A 20,441-nucleotide genomic window follows, 5' to 3' on the forward strand; every position below is an offset into this window, starting at 1 on the left:
TCTTTCGCTTCGTCATCCCAGGGTCTGCGCTCCGCTTCGCGTTCGCTTCGCCCCGGGAATGACGAAGGCGTTATGGCCGCCGCCGACCTTCGCTTCAGCCGATCGTCTGGCCAGTCTTTGCCCAATCGGCGAGGAACAGCTCCAGGCCCTTGTCGGTCAGCGGGTGCTTGACCAGCGCCTTGAGCGTCGCTGGCGGGGCGGTGATGACATCGGCACCGATCAGCGCCGCCTGCTTGACATGGTTCACAGTACGCACAGAAGCGGTCAGGATCTCGGTCTGGAAATCATAATTGTCGTAGATGGTGCGGATATCGGCAATCAGCTCCATGCCGTCCCAGCCGCTGTCGTCGATGCGGCCGACGAAGGGCGAGATGAAGGAGGCGCCGGCCTTGGCGGCGAGCAGCGCCTGGGTGGCCGAGAAGCACAGCGTGACGTTGACCATGCGGCCGTCCGACCGGATGTCCTTGCAGGCTCTCAGGCCGTCGAGCGTCAGCGGCACCTTGATGCAGACATTGTCGGCGATTCTGGCCAGGATCTTGGCCTCCGCCATCATGTCCTTGTATTCGGTGGCGACGACTTCGGCCGAGACCGGGCCCTTGACGATCTCGCAGATCTCTCTTGTGACGTCGGCGATCTTGCCGCCGGATTTCAGGATAAGCGACGGATTGGTGGTTACGCCGTCGAGCAGCCCCAAATCGTTCAGCTCGCGGATTTCCTTGACATCGGCGGTGTCGACAAAAAATTTCATGGCGGTCTCCTGAAGATTTTTCATGTGCACGTCATGCACATTTGGGGTCGGACTTTGATCTAGACCAAAGTCGGGGCAAGGTCACGCCTCATGATCGAAGATTCGCCCTTTGTCGCGGCCGCACCGGTGCTGGTGCCGATGCCCGCCGAGCGCCCCTACACCTATGCCGTGCCGGCTGGCATGCGCGTGGTGCCGGGCTCGATCGTGCGCGTTCCGCTTGGGCCCCGCCAGGTCGCCGGCATCGTCTGGGACGGCGCCGTCGAAAAGGTCGACGCGAAGAAATTGCGACCGATCGAGCAGGTTTTCGACTGCCCGCCGATCGACCGCGCGATGCGGCGTTTTGTCGATTGGGTGGCGCAATACACGCTGTCGCCGCCCGGCATGGTGGCGCGCATGCTGCTCAGGGCACCGGAGGCGTTCGACCCGGAACCGTGGATCGAAGGGCTGCAGCGCACCTTCGCCAAGCCCGACCGGATGACGGAGGCGAGGACGCGCGTGCTGGAAACGGCCGAAGGCGGCCTTGCCTGGACGCGGTCCGGCCTGGCGCATGCGGCAGGCGTGTCGTCGACGGTGGTGGACGGGCTGCGGGCGCAGGGCGTATTCGAGACGGTGATGATCCCGCCGCGGCCGGTGGTCGCAGCACCCGATCCCGGCTACGCCGTGCCGGCACTGATGCCCGACCAGAGCGATGCCGCCGAGACGCTGCGCGTCAATGTCGCGGCCGGCACATTCGGTGTCACCCTGCTCGACGGTGTGACCGGATCCGGCAAGACGGAGGTCTATTTCGAGGCGGTCGCGGCCGCGCTCGACCGTGGCACGCAGGTGTTGATCCTGCTGCCGGAAATTGCGCTGACCCACGCCTTCCTCGAACGTTTCCAGGAGCGGTTCGGCGCTAAGCCGGCGGAGTGGCACTCGGACCTGCCGCCAAGGATGCGCGAAAAGGTTTGGCGGCAAGTAACGGAAGGCGGCGTGCGGGTCGTCGCCGGCGCACGTTCGGCGCTGTTCCTGCCGTTCAGGGAACTTGGACTGATCATCGTCGACGAAGAGCACGATCCCGCCTACAAGCAGGAGGATCGCGTCTTTTACAACGCCCGCGACATGGCCGTGGTGCGCGGCCATATCGGCGGCTTTCCGGTCGTGCTCGCCTCTGCGACGCCGTCAGTCGAAAGCCGGGTCAATGCCAGCCAGGGCCGCTACAGCAGGGCGGTGCTTTCGGGGCGCTTTGCCGAGGCGGCACTTCCCGATCTCAAGACGGTCGACATGCGCCGCGCGGCGCCGGCACGCGGCGGCTTCCTGTCGCCTGTACTGCTCGGCCATATGCGGCAGACGCTGGAAAGAAAGGAACAGTCACTGCTGTTCCTCAACCGGCGCGGCTATGCGCCGCTGACGCTCTGCCGGGTCTGCGGCCACCGCTTTGGCTGTCCGGTCTGCTCGGCCTGGCTGGTCGAGCACCGCTTTCGCGGCCAGCTCGTCTGCCACCACTGCGGGCACAATGAACGCCGGCCAGAGGCCTGCCCCGAATGCGGCACGCTCGACCATCTGGTCGCCTGCGGGCCGGGCGTCGAGCGCATCGCCGAGGAGGTCGTCGCGCAGTTCCCCGATGCCCGCACCATCGTACTGTCGTCCGACCTGATGGGCGGCGTGCGGCGGCTGCGGCTCGAGCTCGAAGCCATCGCCAATGGCGAGGCCGACATCGTCATCGGCACGCAACTCGTCGCCAAGGGCCATAATTTCCCCAACATGACGCTGGTCGGTGTGGTCGATGCCGATCTCGGCCTTGCCAATGGCGATCCGCGCGCCGCCGAGCGCACGTTCCAACTGCTCAGCCAGGTGACCGGCCGCGCCGGCCGCACCGGCAAGAAGAGCCTCGGCCTGCTGCAGACCTTCCAGCCGGACCATCCGGTGATGCGCGCGATCGTCTCCGGCGATGCCGAGGCCTTCTACGAGCGCGAGATCGTCGAGCGCGAGCGGGCGGGGCTACCGCCCTTCGGCAGGCTCGCCGGCGTCATCGTCAGCGCGGCGACACGGGCCGAAGCCGAAGGGCACGCCCGTGGCCTGCGTCGCGCCGCGCCGCAAGCCACCGACCTGTTCGTGCTCGGCCCGGCCGAGGCGCCGCTGTCATTGATCGGCGGCCGCCATCGCTTTCGCCTGCTGATCCAAGGCGAACGGCGCGCCGACATGCAAGGGTTCATTCGCACCATGCTGGCCGAGGGGCCGAAGATAAGGGGTTCGGTGCGGGTCCAGGTCGATATCGACCCGCAAAGCTTTTTGTAAGGTGTCGAATTACCCTTTCGAGACGCGTTCGGTGAATGGGTTCAGGTAAGGCACGTCGAGAATCGCAAAATGCCGGGTGTTGGCCGTCAAAACTGACAGGCCGTGCAAACGGGCAGTAGCTGCGATCAGAACGTCCGCCAGCCCCGGATTGGCACCTCTGGCGATAGTGGCGTCTTCCAGTTTTCCGGCTTCTCGCGCGATTGCTAAATCGATGGGAAGGATGCGCTGGTTGAACTCTAGAAGCAACCTTTCGAACCACTCATTGATGCGCTCTGCCTTCATATGCCCGCCCGCCCGCTTCAGTTTCGCGATTCCTCGTTCCAACTCCAAGATGACGATCGATGAGAGCTGCCAAGAGCCGCGTTCTCCTTGTTCGGCAACCCAGTTCTGCACGTGTGACGGAAGCAGAGGCCGACCAGGTGCAAATGCCGAGAGAAAAGACGTATCAAGCAGATAGCCGGTCAAAACTCCACTTCCCGCGACGGCGTTTCGTTTCGCTCAAGCTCGATGCCGCCTGGATACTGAAGCAGGAAATCCACGAAGTCTTTTTGGCTGTTCTGCGGATAAAGTTTCCGTCCCTCACCGATTGGCACCACCATGACCGCGGGCTTGCCGTGCTTGGTGATAACCGTGGGCTCACCGTTCTCAGCAGCCTCCACGAGCGCGGAAAGGCTGGCCTTTGCCTCTCGTAGTTGCATCGTCTTCATGCGCGGAACCTCTTGTGGTCTCATGTAGTCACAATATAGGAATTGTGCAGAAAAAAACAGCCCGTTGTGTAACGTCCTGTTAGCCCGGTCGAGACAACGGTCGCGCTCGCGTTGGGCTGACGCGCCCTGCAAATTGCCGGCGGCCCATCTGGCGCATGTCAGTTGCTTCGCTAGAATGCCCGAAATTTTGAATATGCATTTAAGAGGGGACAAGATGGAATTTGCGTTTCCGTGGCCGATGAGCCAGGGCGAGTGGCTGGCATGGTCGAGCGCCGTGGTGACCCTGCTGTTCGGCCTGCTGCTGTTCCTGGCGCCAGGACTGGCGTTCCGGATCCTGCGGCTGCAGGTCAGACCGGAGAAGGCAGCGGCGATCGCCGAGGGGCGCGGCCGGATGTCGGGCTTCTATCTCGGCGTCAGCTTGTGCTGCATCCTCCTGGCGCAGCCGCTGCTCTACATGGCGCTCGGCTTCTCCTGGCTTTTCACCGCCTTCGGCCGGCTGCTGTCAATGATGTCGGACGGCGCCAACACGCCGTTCAACTGGGCTTCCATTGTCGTCGAGCTGGTGCTGGCAGCGCTGCCGCTTGCCTTCGCCTTCGGCTTTTTGCCCTGAATCAGGGATCAATCCGGGGTTGGTTGCTGAACTCGGCCAGCGGATGCGACAATAGTGCCTGAAAACCATGCCGGACGACGCATTGCGGTCTGAAAATGCCTGTGCTAGACGGCAATCGACTTTCGACCGGGGATAGCGGAAGCCCCGCCTCCGTGCTTGGAAAAATGCAGTAAGGTCAAAGATTTAGCCAGAGTTTTTGCTCGCGCCAACAATCTGCGGCCTGTCAGACAAAGAGAAAAGACGGTCCGTGGCCCAATCGTCATCGCCAATCTCAGGTGTCGCAGAACGCTATGCGGGTTCGCTGTTCGAACTCGCGCTGCAGACCAATTCGGTCGCCAGCGTCGAGGCCGACCTCAACAGGTTCGAAACGATGCTCGAAGGCAGCGCTGACCTTTCGCGGCTGATCAGGAGCCCTGTCTTCTCCAGCGAGGACCAGGCCAAGGCGATCGCCGCGATCGCCGACAAAGCGGGGATAACCGGCCTCACCGGCAATTTCCTGCGCGTCGTTGCCCAGAATCGCCGGCTGTTTGCCGTGCCCGGCATGATCAAGGCGTTCCGCCAGATCGCCGCCGAACACCGTGGCGAGACTGCCGCCGAGGTCACCTCGGCGCATGCGCTGACGCCTGCCCAGGAAACCGAGCTGAAAGCAGCGCTGAAAAGCGTCGCCGGCAAGGACGTTGCGATCACGGTCACCGTCGATCCGTCGCTGCTCGGCGGACTGGTGGTCAAGATCGGCTCGCGCCAGATCGATACGTCGCTCAAAACCAAACTCAATTCGCTCAAGCTTGCACTGAAAGAGGTCGGCTGATGGACATCCGCGCCGCGGAAATTTCCGCAATTCTGAAAGACCAGATCAAGAATTTCGGCAAGGAGGCCGAGGTCTCCGAAGTCGGCCAGGTGCTGTCCGTCGGTGACGGTATCGCCCGCGTCTACGGCCTCGACAATGTCCAGGCCGGCGAGATGGTCGAGTTCCCCGGCGGCATCCGCGGCATGGCGCTCAACCTCGAAGCCGACAATGTCGGCGTCGTCATCTTCGGCGCCGACCGCGACATCAAGGAAGGCGACACCGTCAAGCGCACCGGCGCCATCGTCGATGCGCCCGTCGGCATGGGCTTGCTCGGCCGCGTCGTCGACGCGCTCGGCAACCCGATCGACGGCAAGGGCCCGATCCAGGCCACCGAACGCAAGCGCGTCGACGTCAAGGCGCCCGGCATCATTCCGCGCAAATCGGTGAACGAGCCGATGTCGACCGGCCTCAAGGCCATCGACGCGCTGATCCCGGTCGGCCGCGGTCAGCGCGAGCTGGTCATCGGCGACCGCCAGACCGGCAAGACCGCGATCATCCTCGACACCATGCTCAACCAGAAATCGGTGCACGACAACGGCCCTGAGAAGGAAAAGCTGTACTGCGTCTATGTCGCCGTCGGCCAGAAGCGCTCGACGGTGGCGCAGTTCGTCAAGGTCCTGGAAGAGCGCGGCGCGCTCGACTATTCGATCATCATCGCCGCGACCGCCTCCGATCCGGCGCCAATGCAGTTCCTGGCGCCGTTCACCGCCTGCACCATGGGCGAATATTTCCGCGACAACGGCATGCACGCGCTGATCAGCTACGACGATCTATCGAAGCAGGCCGTCGCTTACCGCCAGATGTCGCTGCTGCTGCGCCGCCCGCCGGGCCGCGAAGCCTATCCCGGCGACGTTTTCTACCTGCACTCGCGCCTGCTCGAGCGCGCCGCCAAGCTCAATGACGAAAACGGCGGCGGGTCTCTGACGGCCCTGCCGATCATTGAGACGCAGGCCAACGACGTTTCGGCCTACATCCCGACCAACGTCATCTCGATCACCGACGGCCAGATCTTCCTGGAAACCAATCTGTTCTTCCAGGGCGTCCGTCCGGCGGTCAATGTCGGCCTGTCGGTGTCGCGCGTCGGCTCCTCGGCGCAGATCAAGGCGATGAAGCAGGTTGCCGGGTCGATCAAGGGCGAGCTCGCGCAGTACCGCGAAATGGCTGCTTTCGCGCAGTTCGGCTCCGATCTCGATGCCGCCACGCAACGCCTGCTCAACCGCGGCTCGCGCCTGACCGAGCTGTTGAAGCAGCCGCAATTCTCGCCGCTCAAGGTCGAGGAGCAGGTCGCGGTGATCTTCGCCGGCGTCAACGGCTATCTCGACAAGCTGGCGATCAACCAGGTCGGCAAGTTCGAGCATGGTCTGTTGTCGCATATGCGCTCGGCCGGCAAGGACGTGCTCGACGGCATCCGCAAGGAGAAGGCGCTGTCCGACGATCTGCGCGCCAGGCTAAAGGCAGAGATTGACGCCTTCGCCAAGACCTTTGCTTGAGCAGGACGGACGGGATCAGGTTTGAAGCATGCCTTCGTTAAAAGACCTTCGTAACCGTATCGCCTCGGTCAAGGCGACGCAGAAGATCACCAAGGCGATGCAGATGGTCGCCGCGGCGAAGCTGCGTCGCGCGCAGGAAGCGGCGGAAGCGGCGCGTCCCTATTCGGAGCGCATGGGCGCGGTGCTGGCCAACATCACCCAGGCGATCGGTGGCGGCGGCGACGCCCCGGCGCTGATGACCGGCACCGGCAAAGACGACGTGCATCTGCTTGTCGTCTGCACGGCCGAACGCGGCTTGTGCGGCGGCTTCAATTCGCAGATCGCCCGTTTTGCCCGCGACCACATCCGCAAGCTTCTGGCCGACGGCAAGCAGGTCAAGATCATCTGCGTCGGCAAGAAGGGATTCGACATATTGCGCCGCGACTACGGGGCGCTGATCATCGAGCGTGTCGACCTGCGCGAGGTCAAGACGCTGGGCTTCGTCAATGCCGACGCCATCGCCAAGAAGTTGATCCACCTGTTCAACGAAGGCGGCTTCGACATCTGCACGCTGTTCTATTCGCAGTTCAAGTCGGTGATCAGCCAGATCCCGACGGCGCAGCAAATTGTCCCGGCGGGCGCGCCTTCGGCTGCCGCAGAAGTGAAGGACGGCGGCAGCGCCGTCTACGAATACGAGCCGGAGCCGGGCGAAATCCTCTCCGATCTCATCCCGCGCAACATTTCCGTGCAGGTTTTTCGCGCGCTGCTCGAGAATGCTGCCGGCGAGATGGGTGCCAAGATGAGCGCCATGGACAATGCGACGCGCAACGCCGGCGACATGATCAACAAATTGTCGATCACCTACAACCGCCAGCGGCAGGCGCAGATCACCAAGGAATTGATCGAAATCATTTCGGGCGCCGAGGCGCTCTAGGCACGCTCACAAGGAGGTCATCGACCTCAAGCGTGTGAGAAACAAAGAGACGAAAAGGGTAAAGACGATGGCGAAAGCAGCGACCCCCAAGACGGCAGCCCCTAAGGCCGCGGCACCAGCGAAGGCTCCGGCGGCAGCAAAGGCCGCTCCGGCCAAGAAGGCGGCAGCAACCAAGGCCGCCGCTGTGAATACGCCGGCCGTTACCATCAAGAAAACCGGCCTGGCAGGCAAGGTTCGCCAGGTCATCGGCGCCGTTGTCGACGTCCAGTTCGGCGAACATCTGCCGGCGATCCTGAACGCGCTTGAGACGATCAATGTCGGCAATCGCCTGGTGCTCGAGGTTGCCCAGCATCTGGGTGAGAACACCGTGCGCTGCATCGCCATGGACTCGACCGAAGGTCTGGTCCGCGGCCAGGATGTCTATGATACCGGTGCACCGATTACCGTGCCGGTCGGTCCGGGCATGCTCGGCCGCATCATCAACGTCATCGGCGAGCCGGTCGACGAGGCAGGCCCGGTCAACGGCATCGAAATGCGCTCGATCCACCAGCCGGCGCCGACCTATGTCGAGCAGTCGACGGAAGCGCAGATCCTGGTCACCGGCATCAAGGTGCTCGACCTGCTGGCCCCCTATGCCCGTGGCGGCAAGATCGGCCTGTTCGGCGGCGCCGGCGTCGGCAAGACGGTGCTGATCCAGGAACTGATCAACAACGTCGCCAAGGCGCATGGCGGCTTCTCGGTGTTCGCCGGCGTCGGCGAGCGCACCCGCGAAGGCAACGACCTCTATCACGAGTTCATCGAGTCCGGCGTCAACAAGAAGGGCGGCGGCGAAGGCTCCAAGGCGGCGCTCGTCTATGGCCAGATGAACGAGCCGCCGGGCGCCCGCGCCCGCGTCGGCCTGACCGGCCTGACGGTTGCCGAATACTTCCGCGATCAGGGCCAGGACGTGCTGTTCTTCGTCGATAACATCTTCCGCTTCACGCAGGCGGGCTCGGAAGTGTCGGCGCTGCTCGGCCGCATTCCTTCGGCCGTGGGCTACCAGCCGACGCTGGCCACCGACATGGGCGCCCTGCAGGAGCGTATCACCACGACGACCAAGGGCTCGATCACCTCGGTGCAGGCGATCTATGTGCCAGCCGACGACCTGACCGACCCGGCACCGGCGACCTCGTTCGCCCACCTCGACGCGACGACCGTGCTCAACCGCGCGATTTCGGAGAAGGGCATCTATCCGGCGGTCGATCCGCTCGATTCGACTTCGCGCATGCTCGACCCGATGGTCGTCGGCGAAGAGCACTATCAGGTCGCCCGCCAGGTGCAGTCGATCCTTCAGCGCTACAAGTCGCTGCAGGATATCATCGCCATCCTGGGCATGGACGAGCTGTCGGAAGAGGACAAGCAGACGGTTGCCCGCGCCCGCAAGATCGAGCGCTTCCTGTCGCAGCCCTTCTTCGTCGCCGAAGTGTTCACCGGCGCACCGGGCAAGCTGGTCGACCTCGCCGACACCATCAAGGGCTTCAAGGGCCTTTGCAACGGCGACTACGACCATCTGCCGGAAGCCGCCTTCTACATGGTCGGCGGCATCGAGGAAGCGGTCGAGAAGGCGCAGCGCCTGGCCGCCGAAGCGGCCTGATGGTGAATGGTCAATAGTGAATTTGTGAATGGGGAGTAGCGGATAGGAAATCGGGGCTGAGTGAAGGTCATTCTTTCTGACCATTCACCATTCACCATTCACCAGTCGCTAAACTGATCATGCCTGAAGCTTTCAAATTCGAACTGGTCTCGCCGGAGCGCCTCTTGGTTTCCGAGCAGGTCGAATCCGTCGTCATTCCGGGCGCCGAGGGCGAAATGACTGTCATGGCGCATCACGCGCCGGTCATGACCACAATCAAGCCGGGCGTCGTTACGCTGAAGACCGCGCAAGGCAAGGAAGAGCGCTATGTGGTGTTCGGCGGCTTTGCCGACATCGTTCCGGCCGGTTGCACGCTGCTGGCGGAATCGGCTGTGGCCGTCGGCGACATCGATCGCGCCGACCTTGCCCGCCGCATCCAGGAGGCGAGGGAAGACGCCGCCGACGCCAAGGACGACCAGACCCGCAGCAAGGCCGAGCAGTTCCTTAGCCAACTCACCACGCTAGAAGGCGCCATCCTGCCGGCTTGAGGTTCGCTCAAATGACTGACTGAAAAAGCGGGCTTGCCCCGCTTTTTTGTTTGGTGGACAGTCTGGCTGCCTTGGCGTGGGGGTGGCCGATGACAGAACAAGCAGTGCAACAAGAAACTATCTCGCGATCCAGATGGTCGACGGCCCTGGTGTCGGCCTTTGGCGGCCCGTTTGGCGGGTTCCTCTGGATCGGCAGCGGCAAACTGGCGGTTGCCAGCCTGCTAGTGATCGGCGCCGTCGTTTTCGCGCTTGTCTATATCGGATTTCCGGTGTTACCCGGCGTCGATCTTGCCTGGCTGGCCGATCTTTCAAGTATCGGCTTGATGATCCTGTGGGCAGCGCTTGTCGTGCCGTTCGCGCGCCGATTTAAGCCGGACAGATGGTATGCGCACGGGCTTTGGGTGCTGGTGCTCGTCTTTCTGACCACGTATCCGGCCGCATTTGCCACGCGCGCGTTCCTATTCCAGCCGTTTTCGATTCCCTCCGGCAGCATGGTGCCGACGTTGCAGGAGGGCGACTATCTCTTCGTTTCCAAATCCGCATACGGTTACAGTCGCTACAGCGTGCCCTTCAACGTTCTTTCATTTGACGGGCGGCTGTTCGGCGCGGAACCCAAAAGGGGAGATGTGGTTGTCTTCAAGTTCCCGCCCGATCCGAGCGTGGACTACATCCAGCGGATCGTCGGCTTTCCGGGCGAAAGGATCCAGATCATCGACGGGGTGCTTCACATCAACGATGTCGCGGTGGGACTCGACGATATCGGCACTTTTTCGTCCGAAGAGTTCTCGAAAGCCAAACTTCAACGCGAAACTCTGCCGGGGGGCGTCACCCATTCCGTCCTCGACCTTACCGACAACTCGATTGGTGACAATACGCGCGTGTTTGAGGTGCCCGAAGGCCACTACTTCGTGCTTGGTGACAATCGCGACAATGCCTCCGACAGCCGGTTCAGTGTCGGGTTTGTTCCCTATGAAAATCTGGTCGGCAAGGCTGTGCGGTTGTTCTGGAATTCCAAGGGCACCGATTATTCATCTCGACAGACGCTGAACGGCCAGGCGAGCAGATAGCCTCAGCTCGTCAGCATTTCTACTGCGCGCATGACGCCGCGCAGTTCGGCGAGGCCCTTCAGGCGGCCGATGCAGGAATAGCCGGGGTTCACCTTCTTGCCGATGTCGTCGACAATGGCATGGCCATGGTCCGGACGCATCGGAATCTGCCAGTCCGCCCTGCCTGCCGCCTTGCGCCGCCGCTCTTCGCCAATCAGCGCCGACACGACCGCCACCATGTCGGTGTCGCCGTCGAGGTGCTCGGCTTCGTGGAAGGAGCCGTCCGGCTCCTTGGTGACATTGCGCAGATGGGCGAAATGGATGTTCTCGGCGAAAGCCTTCGCCATTGCCGGCAGATCGTTCTGCGCGCCCGCGCCATAGGAGCCGGTGCACAGCGTCAACCCGTTAGCCGGCGAAGCGATAGCGTCGAGCAGCGCGCGGGCATCATTGGCGCTGGAAACGATGCGCGGCAGGCCGAACAACGAAAAGGGCGGATCGTCGGGGTGGATCGCTATCCTGACGCCGGCCTCTTCGGCCACCGGCACGATCTCGCGCAGGAAGGCAAACAGGTTTTCGCGCAGGCCTTCGGTGGAGACGTCCTTGTAGAGGTCGAGGGCGCGGCGGAAGCTTGCCCGGTCGAAGATGAATTCGCGCGCCGGCACCCAGCCGATCAGGTTGCGCTCCAGCCTTGCCTTGTCACTTTCGCTCATCCCTTGCAGCCGCGCCCGCGCGGCCTCGACGCGGGCCGGCGGGTGATCGGCCTCCGCCCCTTCTCGCTCGAGGATGAAGACGTCATAGGCGCAGAGCTCGACGACATCGAAGCGCAGCGCCGTGCCGCCATGCGGCATCGGATAATCGAGGTCGGTTCGCGTCCAGTCGGTGATCGCCATGAAATTATAGCAGACGGTGTTGATGCCGGCGGCGGCGACGGCGCGGATCGAGGCCTTGTAATTGTCGATCAGGGTCCGCCAGTCGCCGCTGCGGGTCTTGATGTCCTCATGGACGACGATGCTCTCGACCACGTCCCAGGTCAGGCCTGCTGCCTCGATCTCGGCTTTGCGCCTGGCGATCTCGTCCGCCGGCCAGGCGCGGCCGTCATTGAGGTGATGCAGCGCGCTGACGATGCCAACGGCGCCGGCCTGATGGACATGGGCGAGCGTCACCGGATCGTCGGGCCCGAACCAGCGCCAGGTCTGTCTCATGGCTTCTCACTCCCTATGCCAAGCGCCGCGAAGGCGGCGGCAGGCCCGCCCCGCCGCAGGCGCTCGAGATGGGCTGCCGTCAGATCGATCAGTGTCATGCGATGTGAATGGTCCTTGGCGAAGCCGGCGAGATCGAACATCGCCGTCACCGTTTCGACAGCCGGCCGGCTGCCGAGCTCCGTAAGCCGAGTGTCGATCGGGTCGGTGAAATGGGCTTCCGGCAAGGTTTTGCCGCGCGCTTCGCAAGCGGCGATCCAGGCGGCCACTACCGCCATGAGATGGGCGGGCGGGTCACCGGCACCCAGCCGCTCGAGGGCCGAGGCGACGATGCGCTGCGGTAGCTTCTGGCTGCCGTCATTGGCGATCTGCGCCGTGCGATGGGCGAGCGCGGTGTTCGAGTAGCGTTCGGCGAGCTGGGCCGTGTAGCCGGCCGTATCGAGCCCGGCGTCCTGCGGCAGCGTCGGGATGGCCTCGGCCCATAGCCCGTCGACGAATTGCCGGATCGCCGGATCGGCGAAGGCGCGGTCGACCGTGTCGTAGCCGCTGAGCAGGCCTAGATAGGCGATTGCGGAATGCGAGCCGTTGAGCAGCCGCAGCTTCATGTCCTCGAAGGGCCCGACGTCGCCGACCATGGTGACGCCGAACTTTTCCCAGGCCGGCCTGCCAGCCGGGAAATCGTCTTCGACCACCCATTGGCAGAACGGCTCGGTCATCACCGGCCAGGCATCCTCGACGCCGAGCTCGACGGCGATACGCGCCCGGTCGGCATCGGTGGTCGCCGGTACGATTCGGTCGACCATGCTCGACGGAAAGGCGACGCCGTCGGCGATGTGCCCCGCGAGGCTCGGATCGCGCAGTGCTGCGAATTCGACCAGCAGGCGGTGCAGGGTGGCGCCATTGGCCGGAAGGTTGTCGCAGCAGAGCACGGTGAAAGGCTGGATGCCGGCGGCACGGCGGCGCGACAGCGCTTCGGTCAGGAAACCATGCGCCGTCCGTGGCATTTGTGGGTTAGCCAAATCATGGGCGATGTCCGGATGGGTGCTGTCCAGACCGCCGCCGGCTGCTCTCAGATAAGCCTTTTCGGTGATCGTGAGCGTGACGATGCGGGTGCGCTGATCGGTCAGGGCGGCGAGCACGGCAGCCGGATCTTCCGGCGCCACCAGCAGCGTCAGGATCGAACCGACGACGCGCAGCTCTTCGCCCATGCTGCTCCTGATCGCCAGCGTGTAGAGGCCATCCTGCGGCGCTAGTGCGTCGCGCGTGTCTGGACTGCGCAAGGACACGCCGACAATGCCCCAGTCCGCCTCTCCCGCCGCCAGGCAGTCATCGACATAGGCCGCCTGGTGGGCGCGATGGAACGCGCCGACGCCGAGATGGACGATGCCCGGTGCGATGCCGCTGCGGGCATAACGCGGAACCGCGACCGAAGCCGGCAGTGCCTTCAGCGTGCTGTTGGAAAGGCGTCTATTGGTCATTGCGCCACGCGTGTCTGACGAGATTGTTGGGTCGCTGCTGGCAGGCGGCGTAACACCCGATGCCGTCATGCACAATGGGCAATGACCGACGAAAAGTCATCATACAACAACCCAGTTTTTGTATGTTGACATTATTTCTTTCCAACCCTACCGATGTCCGGATTGGGAGGATTTACGTGGCCGCATTGACGGATCCGGATTTGCTGTTTCCCGCCGAGGCGCGCCCGCTTTCGCTGGCCCGCGATCTCTATGCCGCGGTCAAGGACCTGCCGATCGTCAGCCCGCACGGCCACACCGACCCGCGCTGGTATGCGCTCAACGAGGCGTTTCCGGATCCGGCGCAATTGCTGATCGTGCCGGACCACTACATTTTCCGCATGCTGTTCAGCCAGGGCGTTCGCCTTGAGGAGCTTGGCGTACCGACGCTTGATAGCTCGCCGGTGGAGACCGACGGCAGGACGATCTGGCGGCGCTTCGCCGAGCATTATTACCTGTTCCGCGGCACGCCGACCAGGCTGTGGTTCGACCATATTCTTGCCCATCTGTTCGGCATCGAAGAGCCGCTGACGGCCGCAACCGCCGACCGTCATTACGACACGATCTCGACCTTGCTGCAGTGGGAGAATTTTCGCCCCCGAGCGCTGTTCGAGCGCTTCAACATTGAGGTCATCGCGACGACCGAAGGTGCGCTCGACGATCTCAGATGGCACCAGATGATCCGCGACAGCGGCTGGGAGGGCCGCGTCGTCACCGCCTATCGGCCGGACGCGGTCGTCGATCCCGATTTCGAAGGGTTCTCGGCCAATCTCGACCGGCTTGGCGAGATAACCGGGTGCGATACCGGCAATTGGACCGGCTATCTCGAGGCGCACCGTCAGCGGCGCGCCTTCTTCAAGAGCTTTGGTGCGACTTCCTCCGATCACGGCCATCCGACGGCCGAAACCGCCAATCTCTCGGATGCCGCCGCCGAGGAGTTGTTCAACCGCATCCGCCGTGGCTCGGACGACGAGCGGGAGCGAAAACTGTTTCGCGCCCAGATGCTGACCGAGATGGCCAAGATGAGCCGCGACGACGGGCTGGTCCTGCAGATCCATCCCGGCTCCTGGCGCAATCATTCGCCGGCTATCTTTCAAAAGTTCGGCAGGGACAAAGGCTTCGATATTCCGACGCGGACCGATTATGTGACGGCGCTGAAGCCACTGCTCGACTGTGTCGGGCTGGAGCGCGACCTCACCATCATCCTCTTCACCCTCGACGAGACCAGCTATGCGCGCGAGCTAGCGCCGCTCGCCGGCGTCTACCCGGCATTGAAGCTCGGGCCGGCCTGGTGGTTCCACGACAGCCCCGAAGGGATGCGCCGGTTCCGTGAGATGACCACCGAAACGGCCGGTTTCTACAACACCGTCGGTTTCAACGACGACACCCGCGCCTTTCCATCCATACCGGCCCGCCATGATGTGGCGCGCCGGGTCGATTGCGCATATCTGGCGCGTCTCGTCGCCGAGCATCGACTCGGCGAAGACGAGGCGCACGAGCTGGCGCAGGAACTTGCCTATACGCTCGCGAAAAAGGCGTACCGGCTCTAACGGCGCTTGCCGCCATCGTTCAAACGGGAGGAAACCAATGCTGCATTTTTCAAGACTGGCGGGAGCTACGCTACTTGCCGCCGCACTGCTGGCCGGAACGGCAAGCGCCCAGACGGTTCTGCGCTCGTCCGACACACACCCGGACGGCTATCCGACGGTCGAGGCGGTCAAATATTTCGGCGAGCTCGTGAAAGAGCGCACGGCCGGCCGCTATGTGGTCGAGATCTATCCTTCCGCGCAACTCGGCGAGGAAAAGGACACGATCGAGCAGGTGCGCACCGGCGTGATCGATCTCAACCGCGTCTCGATGGCGCCGTTCAACGGGCTCATCCCGGAGACCACCGTGCCCTCGCTGCCCTACATCTTCCGTTCTGAAGAGCATATGCACAAGGTCATGGACGGGGCGATCGGCGACCAGATCGCGGCGGCGTTCGACCAGGTCGGGCTGGTGCTGCTCGCCTTTTACGACGGCGGCTCGCGCTCCTTCTACAATTCGAAGAAGCCGATCAACACCGTCGCCGATATGGCCGGGATGAAGTTCCGCGTCATCCAGTCCGACATCTTCGTCGACATGGTGGCGGCACTCGGCGCCAACGCGACGCCGATGCCGTATGGCGAGGTGTATTCGGCGATCGAGACCGGGGTCATCGACGGCGCGGAGAACAATTTTCCGAGCTACGACACCGCCAAGCACGCGGAAGTCGCCAAGTACTATTCGCTCGACGAGCACACGATGGTGCCGGAAGCCTTCGTCATGGCGAAGTCGAGCTGGGACAAGCTGACGCCGGAAGACCAGGCGATCTTCAAGGCGGCCGCCAAGGAAAGCGTCGCCAAGCAGCGCGAGCTGTGGACCGCCAAGGTCAAGGAATCGCGCGCCAAGGTCGAGGCGGCCGGTTCGCAGATCACGACGCCGGACAAGCAGCCCTTCATCGACGCGATGGGGCCAGTCTACGACAAGCACGTCAAGGACGACAAGCTGAAGGCCATGGTCGAAGCCATCAAGGCCGTGCAGTGATCAAGCGGCGGCGCGGACATTCCGCGCCGCCATCCTCCTGGGGAGAAAACCGGTGACTTCCAGCCCAAAACCAACACCGCTCCTGTCCGGCGTCGCGCAAGTGATGTCGCGCGTCAGCACGGCGGCACTGTCGATCGCCGGCATCGGGCTGGTGCTGATGACCGCCTTCGTCGCCTGGCAGGTGTTCGGCCGCTATGTTCTGAACCGCTCGCCGAGCTGGACCGAGCCGGGCTCGGTGATGCTGATGAGCTGGTTCATTTTCCTCGGCGCGGCCGTCGGTGTGCGCGAGAACTACCATCTTGGCTTCGACGTCCTGCTCTACGTGCTGCCGAAAGGCGGCAAGCGCTGGCTGCGGATGATTTCGGACCTCGTCGCGCTCGCCTTCGGCATCGGCATGATCTGGTATGGCAGCCAGCTGGTCGCATTGACGTGGGGCTCCGTCTTGCCGTCACTCGGCATATCGGGGGGCTGGGATTACGTCCCGCTTGTCGCCGGAGGCGCGCTCATCGTGCTCTTCACGCTGGAGCGCATCGTGCTTCGCCTCTCCGGCGCGCCGATCGACGATGCCCTCGATGAATTGCCGCCGGCCGAAGTAGCAGCCGAACTCGACACTGCCAACGTGAAGGTCTGACGCCCATGGAACTGTGGATTCTCTTCGGCGTCTTCACCCTGCTGATGCTTATCGGCACGCCGATCGCTTTCTGCCTCGGCGTCGCAAGCCTTGCCACCGTCCTCTATATGGGCCTGCCTCCGCTCATCGTATTCCAGCGCCTGAATTCCGGCATGAGCGTCTTTTCGCTGCTGGCCATTCCGTTTTTCATCTATGCCGGCGACTTGATGGTGCGCGGCGGCATCGCCAGCAAGATCGTTGCCTTCGCCGGCTCGCTCGTCGGCCATTTGCGCGGCGGCCTCGGCCAGGTCAACATCGCGACCGCTACACTGTTCGGCGGCATCTCCGGCTCAGCCGTTGCGGAGGCGGCGGCGGTAGGCGGCCTGATGATCCCGCAGATGAAGGCGCGTGGATATGGAGCGGACTACGCCGTCAACGTCACGTCGATGGCGGCACTGATCGCACTGCTGCTGCCGCCGTCGCACAACATGATCATCTACTCGATCTCGGCAGGCGGAAAGATCTCCATCGCCGATCTGTTCACGGCCGGTATCATCCCGGGCCTGCTACTGGCCCTGTCGCTGATGGTCACCGCCTATATCGTGGCGCGCTCCCGCGGCTATCCGACAGAGGCGTTTCCGGGCTTCACCGCCGTCGCGCATCTTTTCGCCGTTGCGGTGCCCGGCCTGCTGCTGATCGCGATCATCTTCGGCGGCGTGCGATCGGGCGTCTTCACCGCCACCGAGAGTTCCTGTATCGCCGTCATCTATGCGTTGCTCGTGACCGTCTTCGTTTACCGGCAGATGACCTGGGAAGGGTTCGTTCATGCCACCCATGGCGCCGTGCGCACCACGGCCATGGTGCTGCTCATCATCGGCATGGCGGCGGCGTTCTCGTGGCTGATGGCCTTCCTGAAAGTGCCGGCAGCGCTCATCGCCTCCATGAACGCGATCTCGGACGATCCGCTGGTCGTGCTTCTCCTGCTCAACCTCTTGATGCTGTTCCTCGGCACGTTCATGGACATGGGGCCGACGATCATCATTTGCACGCCGATCTTCCTGCCCGTGGCGCAGGCCTACGGCGTCGACCCGGTGCATTTCGGTGTCATCATGATCCTCAATTTCGGCATCGGGCTGAACACGCCGCCGGTGGGCGCAGTGCAGTTCGTGGCGTGTGCAGTGGGCAAGATATCCGTCTGGGAATCGATGCGCTCGATCTGGCCGTTCTATGCGGCAGGTCTCGTTGTGCTTGCGCTCGTCACTTACATTCCGGCCATTTCGCTATGGCTGCCGAGCGTCTTCAAATAGGGGGTGCGACATGGCCTCGGACACCGCAGTCGACCTCCGTGTCGAACGAAGACCGAAGCTTTCGGAAGTCGTCGTCGCGGCGATCCGCAAACAGCTGCAGGCGGGCGAGATCCAGCCGGGGCAAAAGCTGCCGACCGAGGGTCAGTTGACCGAGACCTTCGGGGTTAGCCGCACCGTAATACGCGAGGCGCTGGCCAAGCTTGCCGCGGACGGCCTGGTCGAACCGCGCCAAGGCGCGGGCGTCTTCGTCACCGAGCATATCTCGACAGCGTTCGGTGCGCTGGCAGCAGAGATGGGCAGCAAGGATTCGATCGCCCTCAACGTGCTCGAAGTCAGGTTGGCGATCGAGATCGAATCCGCCGGGCTCGCTGCCATCCGCCGCAACGCCGCGCAGGAAGCGGCGATCCAGGAAGCCTTCTTCGAATTCGAACGGCTGCTCCTCAACAGCGAGCCGACAGGACCGGCCGACCTTGCCTTCCACCGCGCAATCGCCAGCGCCACCAACAATCCATTCTATGTCGAGATGCTCGACGTGCTCGGCCGCCGCGCCATCCCTTGCGATGTGACCTCGCCCTGGTCGACCGAGATCGCCCAATCGGACGCCTATCAGCGCGGCCTGCAGCGTGAGCATCTGGTGATCCTCAATGCCATCTCGGCAGGCGATGCCGAGGCGGCCCGGGAGGCGATGCGCGCGCATCTCGGTGCCAGCCAGCAGCGCTATCGCGAGCGCCTGCACGCGCGCCAGGTTTTTTATGCCGACTCGGTCAAGGCCGCGGCAACTGAATAAGCAATTGAGGCAGCCCCATGGGACAGCAATGAATCACACTGACAATCATACGGATTTCACCTCCCGGTTCGCCGTCGATCCTGTTTCTGCCGCAGCTATGGGAACGGACGAACTGCGTCACAATTTCCTGATCGAGGACTTGTTCCAGCCCGGCCGCATCAGCCTGACCTACACCCATTACGACCGCATGATCGTCGGCGGCGCCATGCCCGCCGGCACACCGCTGCCGCTGCAGGCGATCAAGCCGACCGGGACCAAGAATTTTCTCGACCGCCGTGAGATGATCATCGTCAACATCGGCGGCGCGGGCATCGTGACAGCCGGCGGTCAATCCTACGAGCTGCAGGCGCGCGACATGCTCTATTTCGGCATGGGCACGGATGAGGTATCGTTCGCTGCGACCGATCCGGATGAGCCGGCTAAATTCTACCTGCTCAGCGCGCCGGCGCATCAGAGCCATCCCAACCGGCTGATCCGCATCGGCGATGCCAAGCGGCTCGATCTCGGCAGCCACGCAACCTCCAACGAGCGCTCGATCTTCCAGTTCATCCATGCCGACGGCGTAAAGACTTGTCAGCTTGTCGTCGGCATGACCCAGCTTGCCTCCGGTTCGGTCTGGAACACCATGCCATGCCATGTGCATGACCGGCGCATGGAGGCCTATCTCTATTTTGACCTGCCGGAGGCGGCGCGGGTGTTTCACTTCATGGGCGAACCGGACGAAACGCGCCATCTCGTCATGCGCAACGAGGAGGCGGTGCTGTCGCCGGGATGGTCGATCCATTCGGGCGCCGGCACCTCGAACTACGCCTTCATCTGGGCGATGGCCGGCGACAATGTCGATTATACCGACGTCGACCTAGTAACGATGGAGGAGCTCAAGTGAGCGACCTCTCGGCCTTCAGCCTTGCTGGCAAGCGTATCCTCGTCACCGGCGCCAATACCGGCATCGGCCAGGGCATCGCCGTGTCGATCGCGCGCGCCGGCGGCGCGGTCGTCGGCGTCGGCCGCTCGGCGATGGACGAGACGGCGGAGAAGATTGCGGCGGCCGGCGGCCGCTTCGAGGCGGTCCGCTGCGATCTTGGCGATGATGCAGCCGCCCAAGCGATGCTTGACCGCGTCTGGGACGATACGGGGCCGCTCGACGGCCTGGTCAACAATGCCGGCATCATCCGGCGTGCCGATGCGGTCGACCTCACCGAAGCCGACTGGGACGACGTCATCGACGTCAATCTCAAGACGGTATTCTTCCTCAGCCAGAGTTTTGCCAGGCGCGTGCTTGCCGATCCGGAACGGCGCGGCAAGATCGTCAACATCGCCTCGGTACTGAGTTTCCAGGGCGGCATCCGCGTTGCCTCCTACACCGCCTCCAAACATGGCGTGCTCGGCATCACCCGGCTGCTTGCCTGCGAGTGGGCGGCAAAGGGCATCAACGTCAACGGTATTGCGCCCGGTTATATCGAGACCAACAACACCGAGGCGCTGCGCGCCGATCCCGACCGCAGCGCTTCGATCCTGGCGCGTATTCCGGCCGGACGCTGGGGTGCGCCGGAAGACATCGGCGACGCAGCCGTATTCCTGCTGGCGCCGGCGTCGAACTACATGCATGGCGCGGTGGTGCCGGTGGATGGCGGCTGGCTGGCGCGATAAGCAGCAAATGATAA

20 protein-coding genes are annotated in these 20,441 nt (G+C 63.5%); 15 read left to right on the plus strand and 5 right to left on the minus strand.

Translation table 11 applies throughout. The features are described from left to right. Positions 1-94: 94 nt before the first annotated feature. The gene (gene fsa / locus NKH13_RS00280; RefSeq protein ID WP_352465621.1) at positions 95-748 is read right to left on the minus strand and encodes a fructose-6-phosphate aldolase; all 654 of its coding nucleotides are present in this window, start codon (positions 746-748) and stop codon (positions 95-97) included. A gap of 90 nt (positions 749-838) precedes the next feature. On the opposite strand from fsa, the gene NKH13_RS00285 reads away from it, so the two are divergent. After that, complete coding sequence (locus NKH13_RS00285) at positions 839-3,022, plus strand: primosomal protein N' (RefSeq protein ID WP_352909757.1); 2,184 nt, start codon at positions 839-841, stop codon at positions 3,020-3,022. A gap of 9 nt (positions 3,023-3,031) precedes the next feature. Here the strand turns inward: NKH13_RS00285 and NKH13_RS00290 are convergent, their stop codons facing one another. After that, positions 3,032-3,487, minus strand: a complete 456-nt coding sequence (locus NKH13_RS00290) for a type II toxin-antitoxin system VapC family toxin (protein WP_352909760.1) — start codon at positions 3,485-3,487, stop codon at positions 3,032-3,034. Next, entirely contained in the window at positions 3,484-3,729 is a 246-nt protein-coding gene (locus tag NKH13_RS00295) for a type II toxin-antitoxin system Phd/YefM family antitoxin (protein ID WP_352909762.1), read from the minus strand. Before NKH13_RS00295 ends, NKH13_RS00290 begins: the two co-directional genes overlap by 4 nt. Positions 3,730-3,943: 214 nt before the next feature. Here NKH13_RS00295 and NKH13_RS00300 point away from each other — a divergent pair, with 214 nt between their 5' ends. From NKH13_RS00300 to lepB, 7 genes are all read left to right on the plus strand, one after another. Beyond that, the gene (locus NKH13_RS00300) at positions 3,944-4,339 is read left to right on the plus strand and encodes an AGROH133_08824 family phage infection protein (protein WP_352569521.1); all 396 of its coding nucleotides are present in this window, start codon (positions 3,944-3,946) and stop codon (positions 4,337-4,339) included. Between the two features lie 247 nt (positions 4,340-4,586). Beyond that, a complete protein-coding gene (locus tag NKH13_RS00305) occupies positions 4,587-5,147 on the plus strand; it encodes a F0F1 ATP synthase subunit delta (protein WP_352465625.1) in 561 nt (186 codons plus the stop codon). After that, positions 5,147-6,676 (plus strand): F0F1 ATP synthase subunit alpha, encoded by a 1,530-nt coding sequence (gene atpA / locus NKH13_RS00310; RefSeq protein ID WP_352489181.1) that lies wholly within the window; start codon positions 5,147-5,149, stop codon positions 6,674-6,676. Before NKH13_RS00305 ends, atpA begins: the two co-directional genes overlap by 1 nt. A gap of 28 nt (positions 6,677-6,704) precedes the next feature. Next, the gene (locus NKH13_RS00315) at positions 6,705-7,589 is read left to right on the plus strand and encodes a F0F1 ATP synthase subunit gamma (RefSeq protein ID WP_352909767.1); all 885 of its coding nucleotides are present in this window, start codon (positions 6,705-6,707) and stop codon (positions 7,587-7,589) included. 67 nt (positions 7,590-7,656) lie between these two features. Continuing rightward, on the plus strand, positions 7,657-9,222 hold the full coding sequence (atpD, locus tag NKH13_RS00320) for a F0F1 ATP synthase subunit beta (protein WP_352718290.1): 1,566 nt from the start codon (positions 7,657-7,659) through the stop codon (positions 9,220-9,222). A 119-nt stretch (positions 9,223-9,341) separates the two neighbouring features. Continuing rightward, the gene (locus NKH13_RS00325) at positions 9,342-9,749 is read left to right on the plus strand and encodes a F0F1 ATP synthase subunit epsilon (RefSeq protein WP_352648928.1); all 408 of its coding nucleotides are present in this window, start codon (positions 9,342-9,344) and stop codon (positions 9,747-9,749) included. A gap of 323 nt (positions 9,750-10,072) precedes the next feature. Then, complete coding sequence (gene lepB, locus NKH13_RS00330) at positions 10,073-10,816, plus strand: signal peptidase I (RefSeq protein ID WP_352721879.1); 744 nt, start codon at positions 10,073-10,075, stop codon at positions 10,814-10,816. A gap of 2 nt (positions 10,817-10,818) precedes the next feature. Here the strand turns inward: lepB and uxuA are convergent, their stop codons facing one another. Beyond that, positions 10,819-11,997 carry a mannonate dehydratase gene (gene uxuA, locus NKH13_RS00335; RefSeq protein ID WP_352721849.1) on the minus strand — a complete coding sequence of 393 codons (1,179 nt, stop codon included), beginning with the start codon at positions 11,995-11,997 and terminating at the stop codon, positions 10,819-10,821. Next, positions 11,994-13,472: a mannitol dehydrogenase family protein gene (locus NKH13_RS00340; protein WP_352909771.1), complete on the minus strand. Its 1,479-nt coding sequence runs from the start codon at positions 13,470-13,472 to the stop codon at positions 11,994-11,996. Before NKH13_RS00340 ends, uxuA begins: the two co-directional genes overlap by 4 nt. A gap of 176 nt (positions 13,473-13,648) precedes the next feature. On the opposite strand from NKH13_RS00340, the gene uxaC reads away from it, so the two are divergent. From uxaC to kduD, 7 genes are all read left to right on the plus strand, one after another. Continuing rightward, the gene (gene uxaC / locus NKH13_RS00345; protein ID WP_352721853.1) at positions 13,649-15,058 is read left to right on the plus strand and encodes a glucuronate isomerase; all 1,410 of its coding nucleotides are present in this window, start codon (positions 13,649-13,651) and stop codon (positions 15,056-15,058) included. Between the two features lie 37 nt (positions 15,059-15,095). Further along, complete coding sequence (locus NKH13_RS00350) at positions 15,096-16,073, plus strand: TRAP transporter substrate-binding protein (protein ID WP_352909774.1); 978 nt, start codon at positions 15,096-15,098, stop codon at positions 16,071-16,073. A 103-nt stretch (positions 16,074-16,176) separates the two neighbouring features. Continuing rightward, positions 16,177-16,704: a TRAP transporter small permease gene (locus NKH13_RS00355; RefSeq protein ID WP_023719697.1), complete on the plus strand. Its 528-nt coding sequence runs from the start codon at positions 16,177-16,179 to the stop codon at positions 16,702-16,704. A gap of 5 nt (positions 16,705-16,709) precedes the next feature. Beyond that, entirely contained in the window at positions 16,710-17,990 is a 1,281-nt protein-coding gene (locus NKH13_RS00360) for a TRAP transporter large permease (RefSeq protein ID WP_292656436.1), read from the plus strand. Positions 17,991-18,000: 10 nt separating this feature from the next. After that, positions 18,001-18,777 (plus strand): FadR/GntR family transcriptional regulator, encoded by a 777-nt coding sequence (locus NKH13_RS00365; RefSeq protein WP_352909777.1) that lies wholly within the window; start codon positions 18,001-18,003, stop codon positions 18,775-18,777. A gap of 28 nt (positions 18,778-18,805) precedes the next feature. Continuing rightward, positions 18,806-19,663 (plus strand): 5-dehydro-4-deoxy-D-glucuronate isomerase, encoded by an 858-nt coding sequence (gene kduI / locus NKH13_RS00370; protein WP_352909780.1) that lies wholly within the window; start codon positions 18,806-18,808, stop codon positions 19,661-19,663. Then, positions 19,660-20,427, plus strand: a complete 768-nt coding sequence (kduD, locus tag NKH13_RS00375) for a 2-dehydro-3-deoxy-D-gluconate 5-dehydrogenase KduD (RefSeq protein ID WP_352909782.1) — start codon at positions 19,660-19,662, stop codon at positions 20,425-20,427. The genes kduI and kduD overlap by 4 nt, the downstream gene beginning before the upstream one ends. Positions 20,428-20,441: the final 14 nt, after the last annotated feature.

Source organism: Mesorhizobium sp. M1348 (genome assembly GCF_040317925.1).
Lineage (GTDB): Bacteria > Pseudomonadota > Alphaproteobacteria > Rhizobiales > Rhizobiaceae > Mesorhizobium.

Coding starts and splice junctions, on each gene's coding strand:
- fsa (WP_352465621.1), bottom strand. CDS start 748: ATGAAATTTTTTGTCGACACCGCCGATGTCAAGGAAATCCGCGAGCTG.
- NKH13_RS00285 (WP_352909757.1), top strand. CDS start 839: ATGATCGAAGATTCGCCCTTTGTCGCGGCCGCACCGGTGCTGGTGCCG.
- NKH13_RS00295 (WP_352909762.1), bottom strand. CDS start 3,729: ATGAAGACGATGCAACTACGAGAGGCAAAGGCCAGCCTTTCCGCGCTC.
- NKH13_RS00300 (WP_352569521.1), top strand. CDS start 3,944: ATGGAATTTGCGTTTCCGTGGCCGATGAGCCAGGGCGAGTGGCTGGCA.
- atpA (WP_352489181.1), top strand. CDS start 5,147: ATGGACATCCGCGCCGCGGAAATTTCCGCAATTCTGAAAGACCAGATC.
- NKH13_RS00315 (WP_352909767.1), top strand. CDS start 6,705: ATGCCTTCGTTAAAAGACCTTCGTAACCGTATCGCCTCGGTCAAGGCG.
- atpD (WP_352718290.1), top strand. CDS start 7,657: ATGGCGAAAGCAGCGACCCCCAAGACGGCAGCCCCTAAGGCCGCGGCA.
- NKH13_RS00325 (WP_352648928.1), top strand. CDS start 9,342: ATGCCTGAAGCTTTCAAATTCGAACTGGTCTCGCCGGAGCGCCTCTTG.
- lepB (WP_352721879.1), top strand. CDS start 10,073: ATGATCCTGTGGGCAGCGCTTGTCGTGCCGTTCGCGCGCCGATTTAAG.
- uxuA (WP_352721849.1), bottom strand. CDS start 11,997: ATGAGACAGACCTGGCGCTGGTTCGGGCCCGACGATCCGGTGACGCTC.
- NKH13_RS00340 (WP_352909771.1), bottom strand. CDS start 13,472: ATGACCAATAGACGCCTTTCCAACAGCACGCTGAAGGCACTGCCGGCT.
- NKH13_RS00350 (WP_352909774.1), top strand. CDS start 15,096: ATGCTGCATTTTTCAAGACTGGCGGGAGCTACGCTACTTGCCGCCGCA.
- NKH13_RS00355 (WP_023719697.1), top strand. CDS start 16,177: ATGTCGCGCGTCAGCACGGCGGCACTGTCGATCGCCGGCATCGGGCTG.
- NKH13_RS00360 (WP_292656436.1), top strand. CDS start 16,710: ATGGAACTGTGGATTCTCTTCGGCGTCTTCACCCTGCTGATGCTTATC.
- NKH13_RS00365 (WP_352909777.1), top strand. CDS start 18,001: ATGGCCTCGGACACCGCAGTCGACCTCCGTGTCGAACGAAGACCGAAG.
- kduI (WP_352909780.1), top strand. CDS start 18,806: ATGAATCACACTGACAATCATACGGATTTCACCTCCCGGTTCGCCGTC.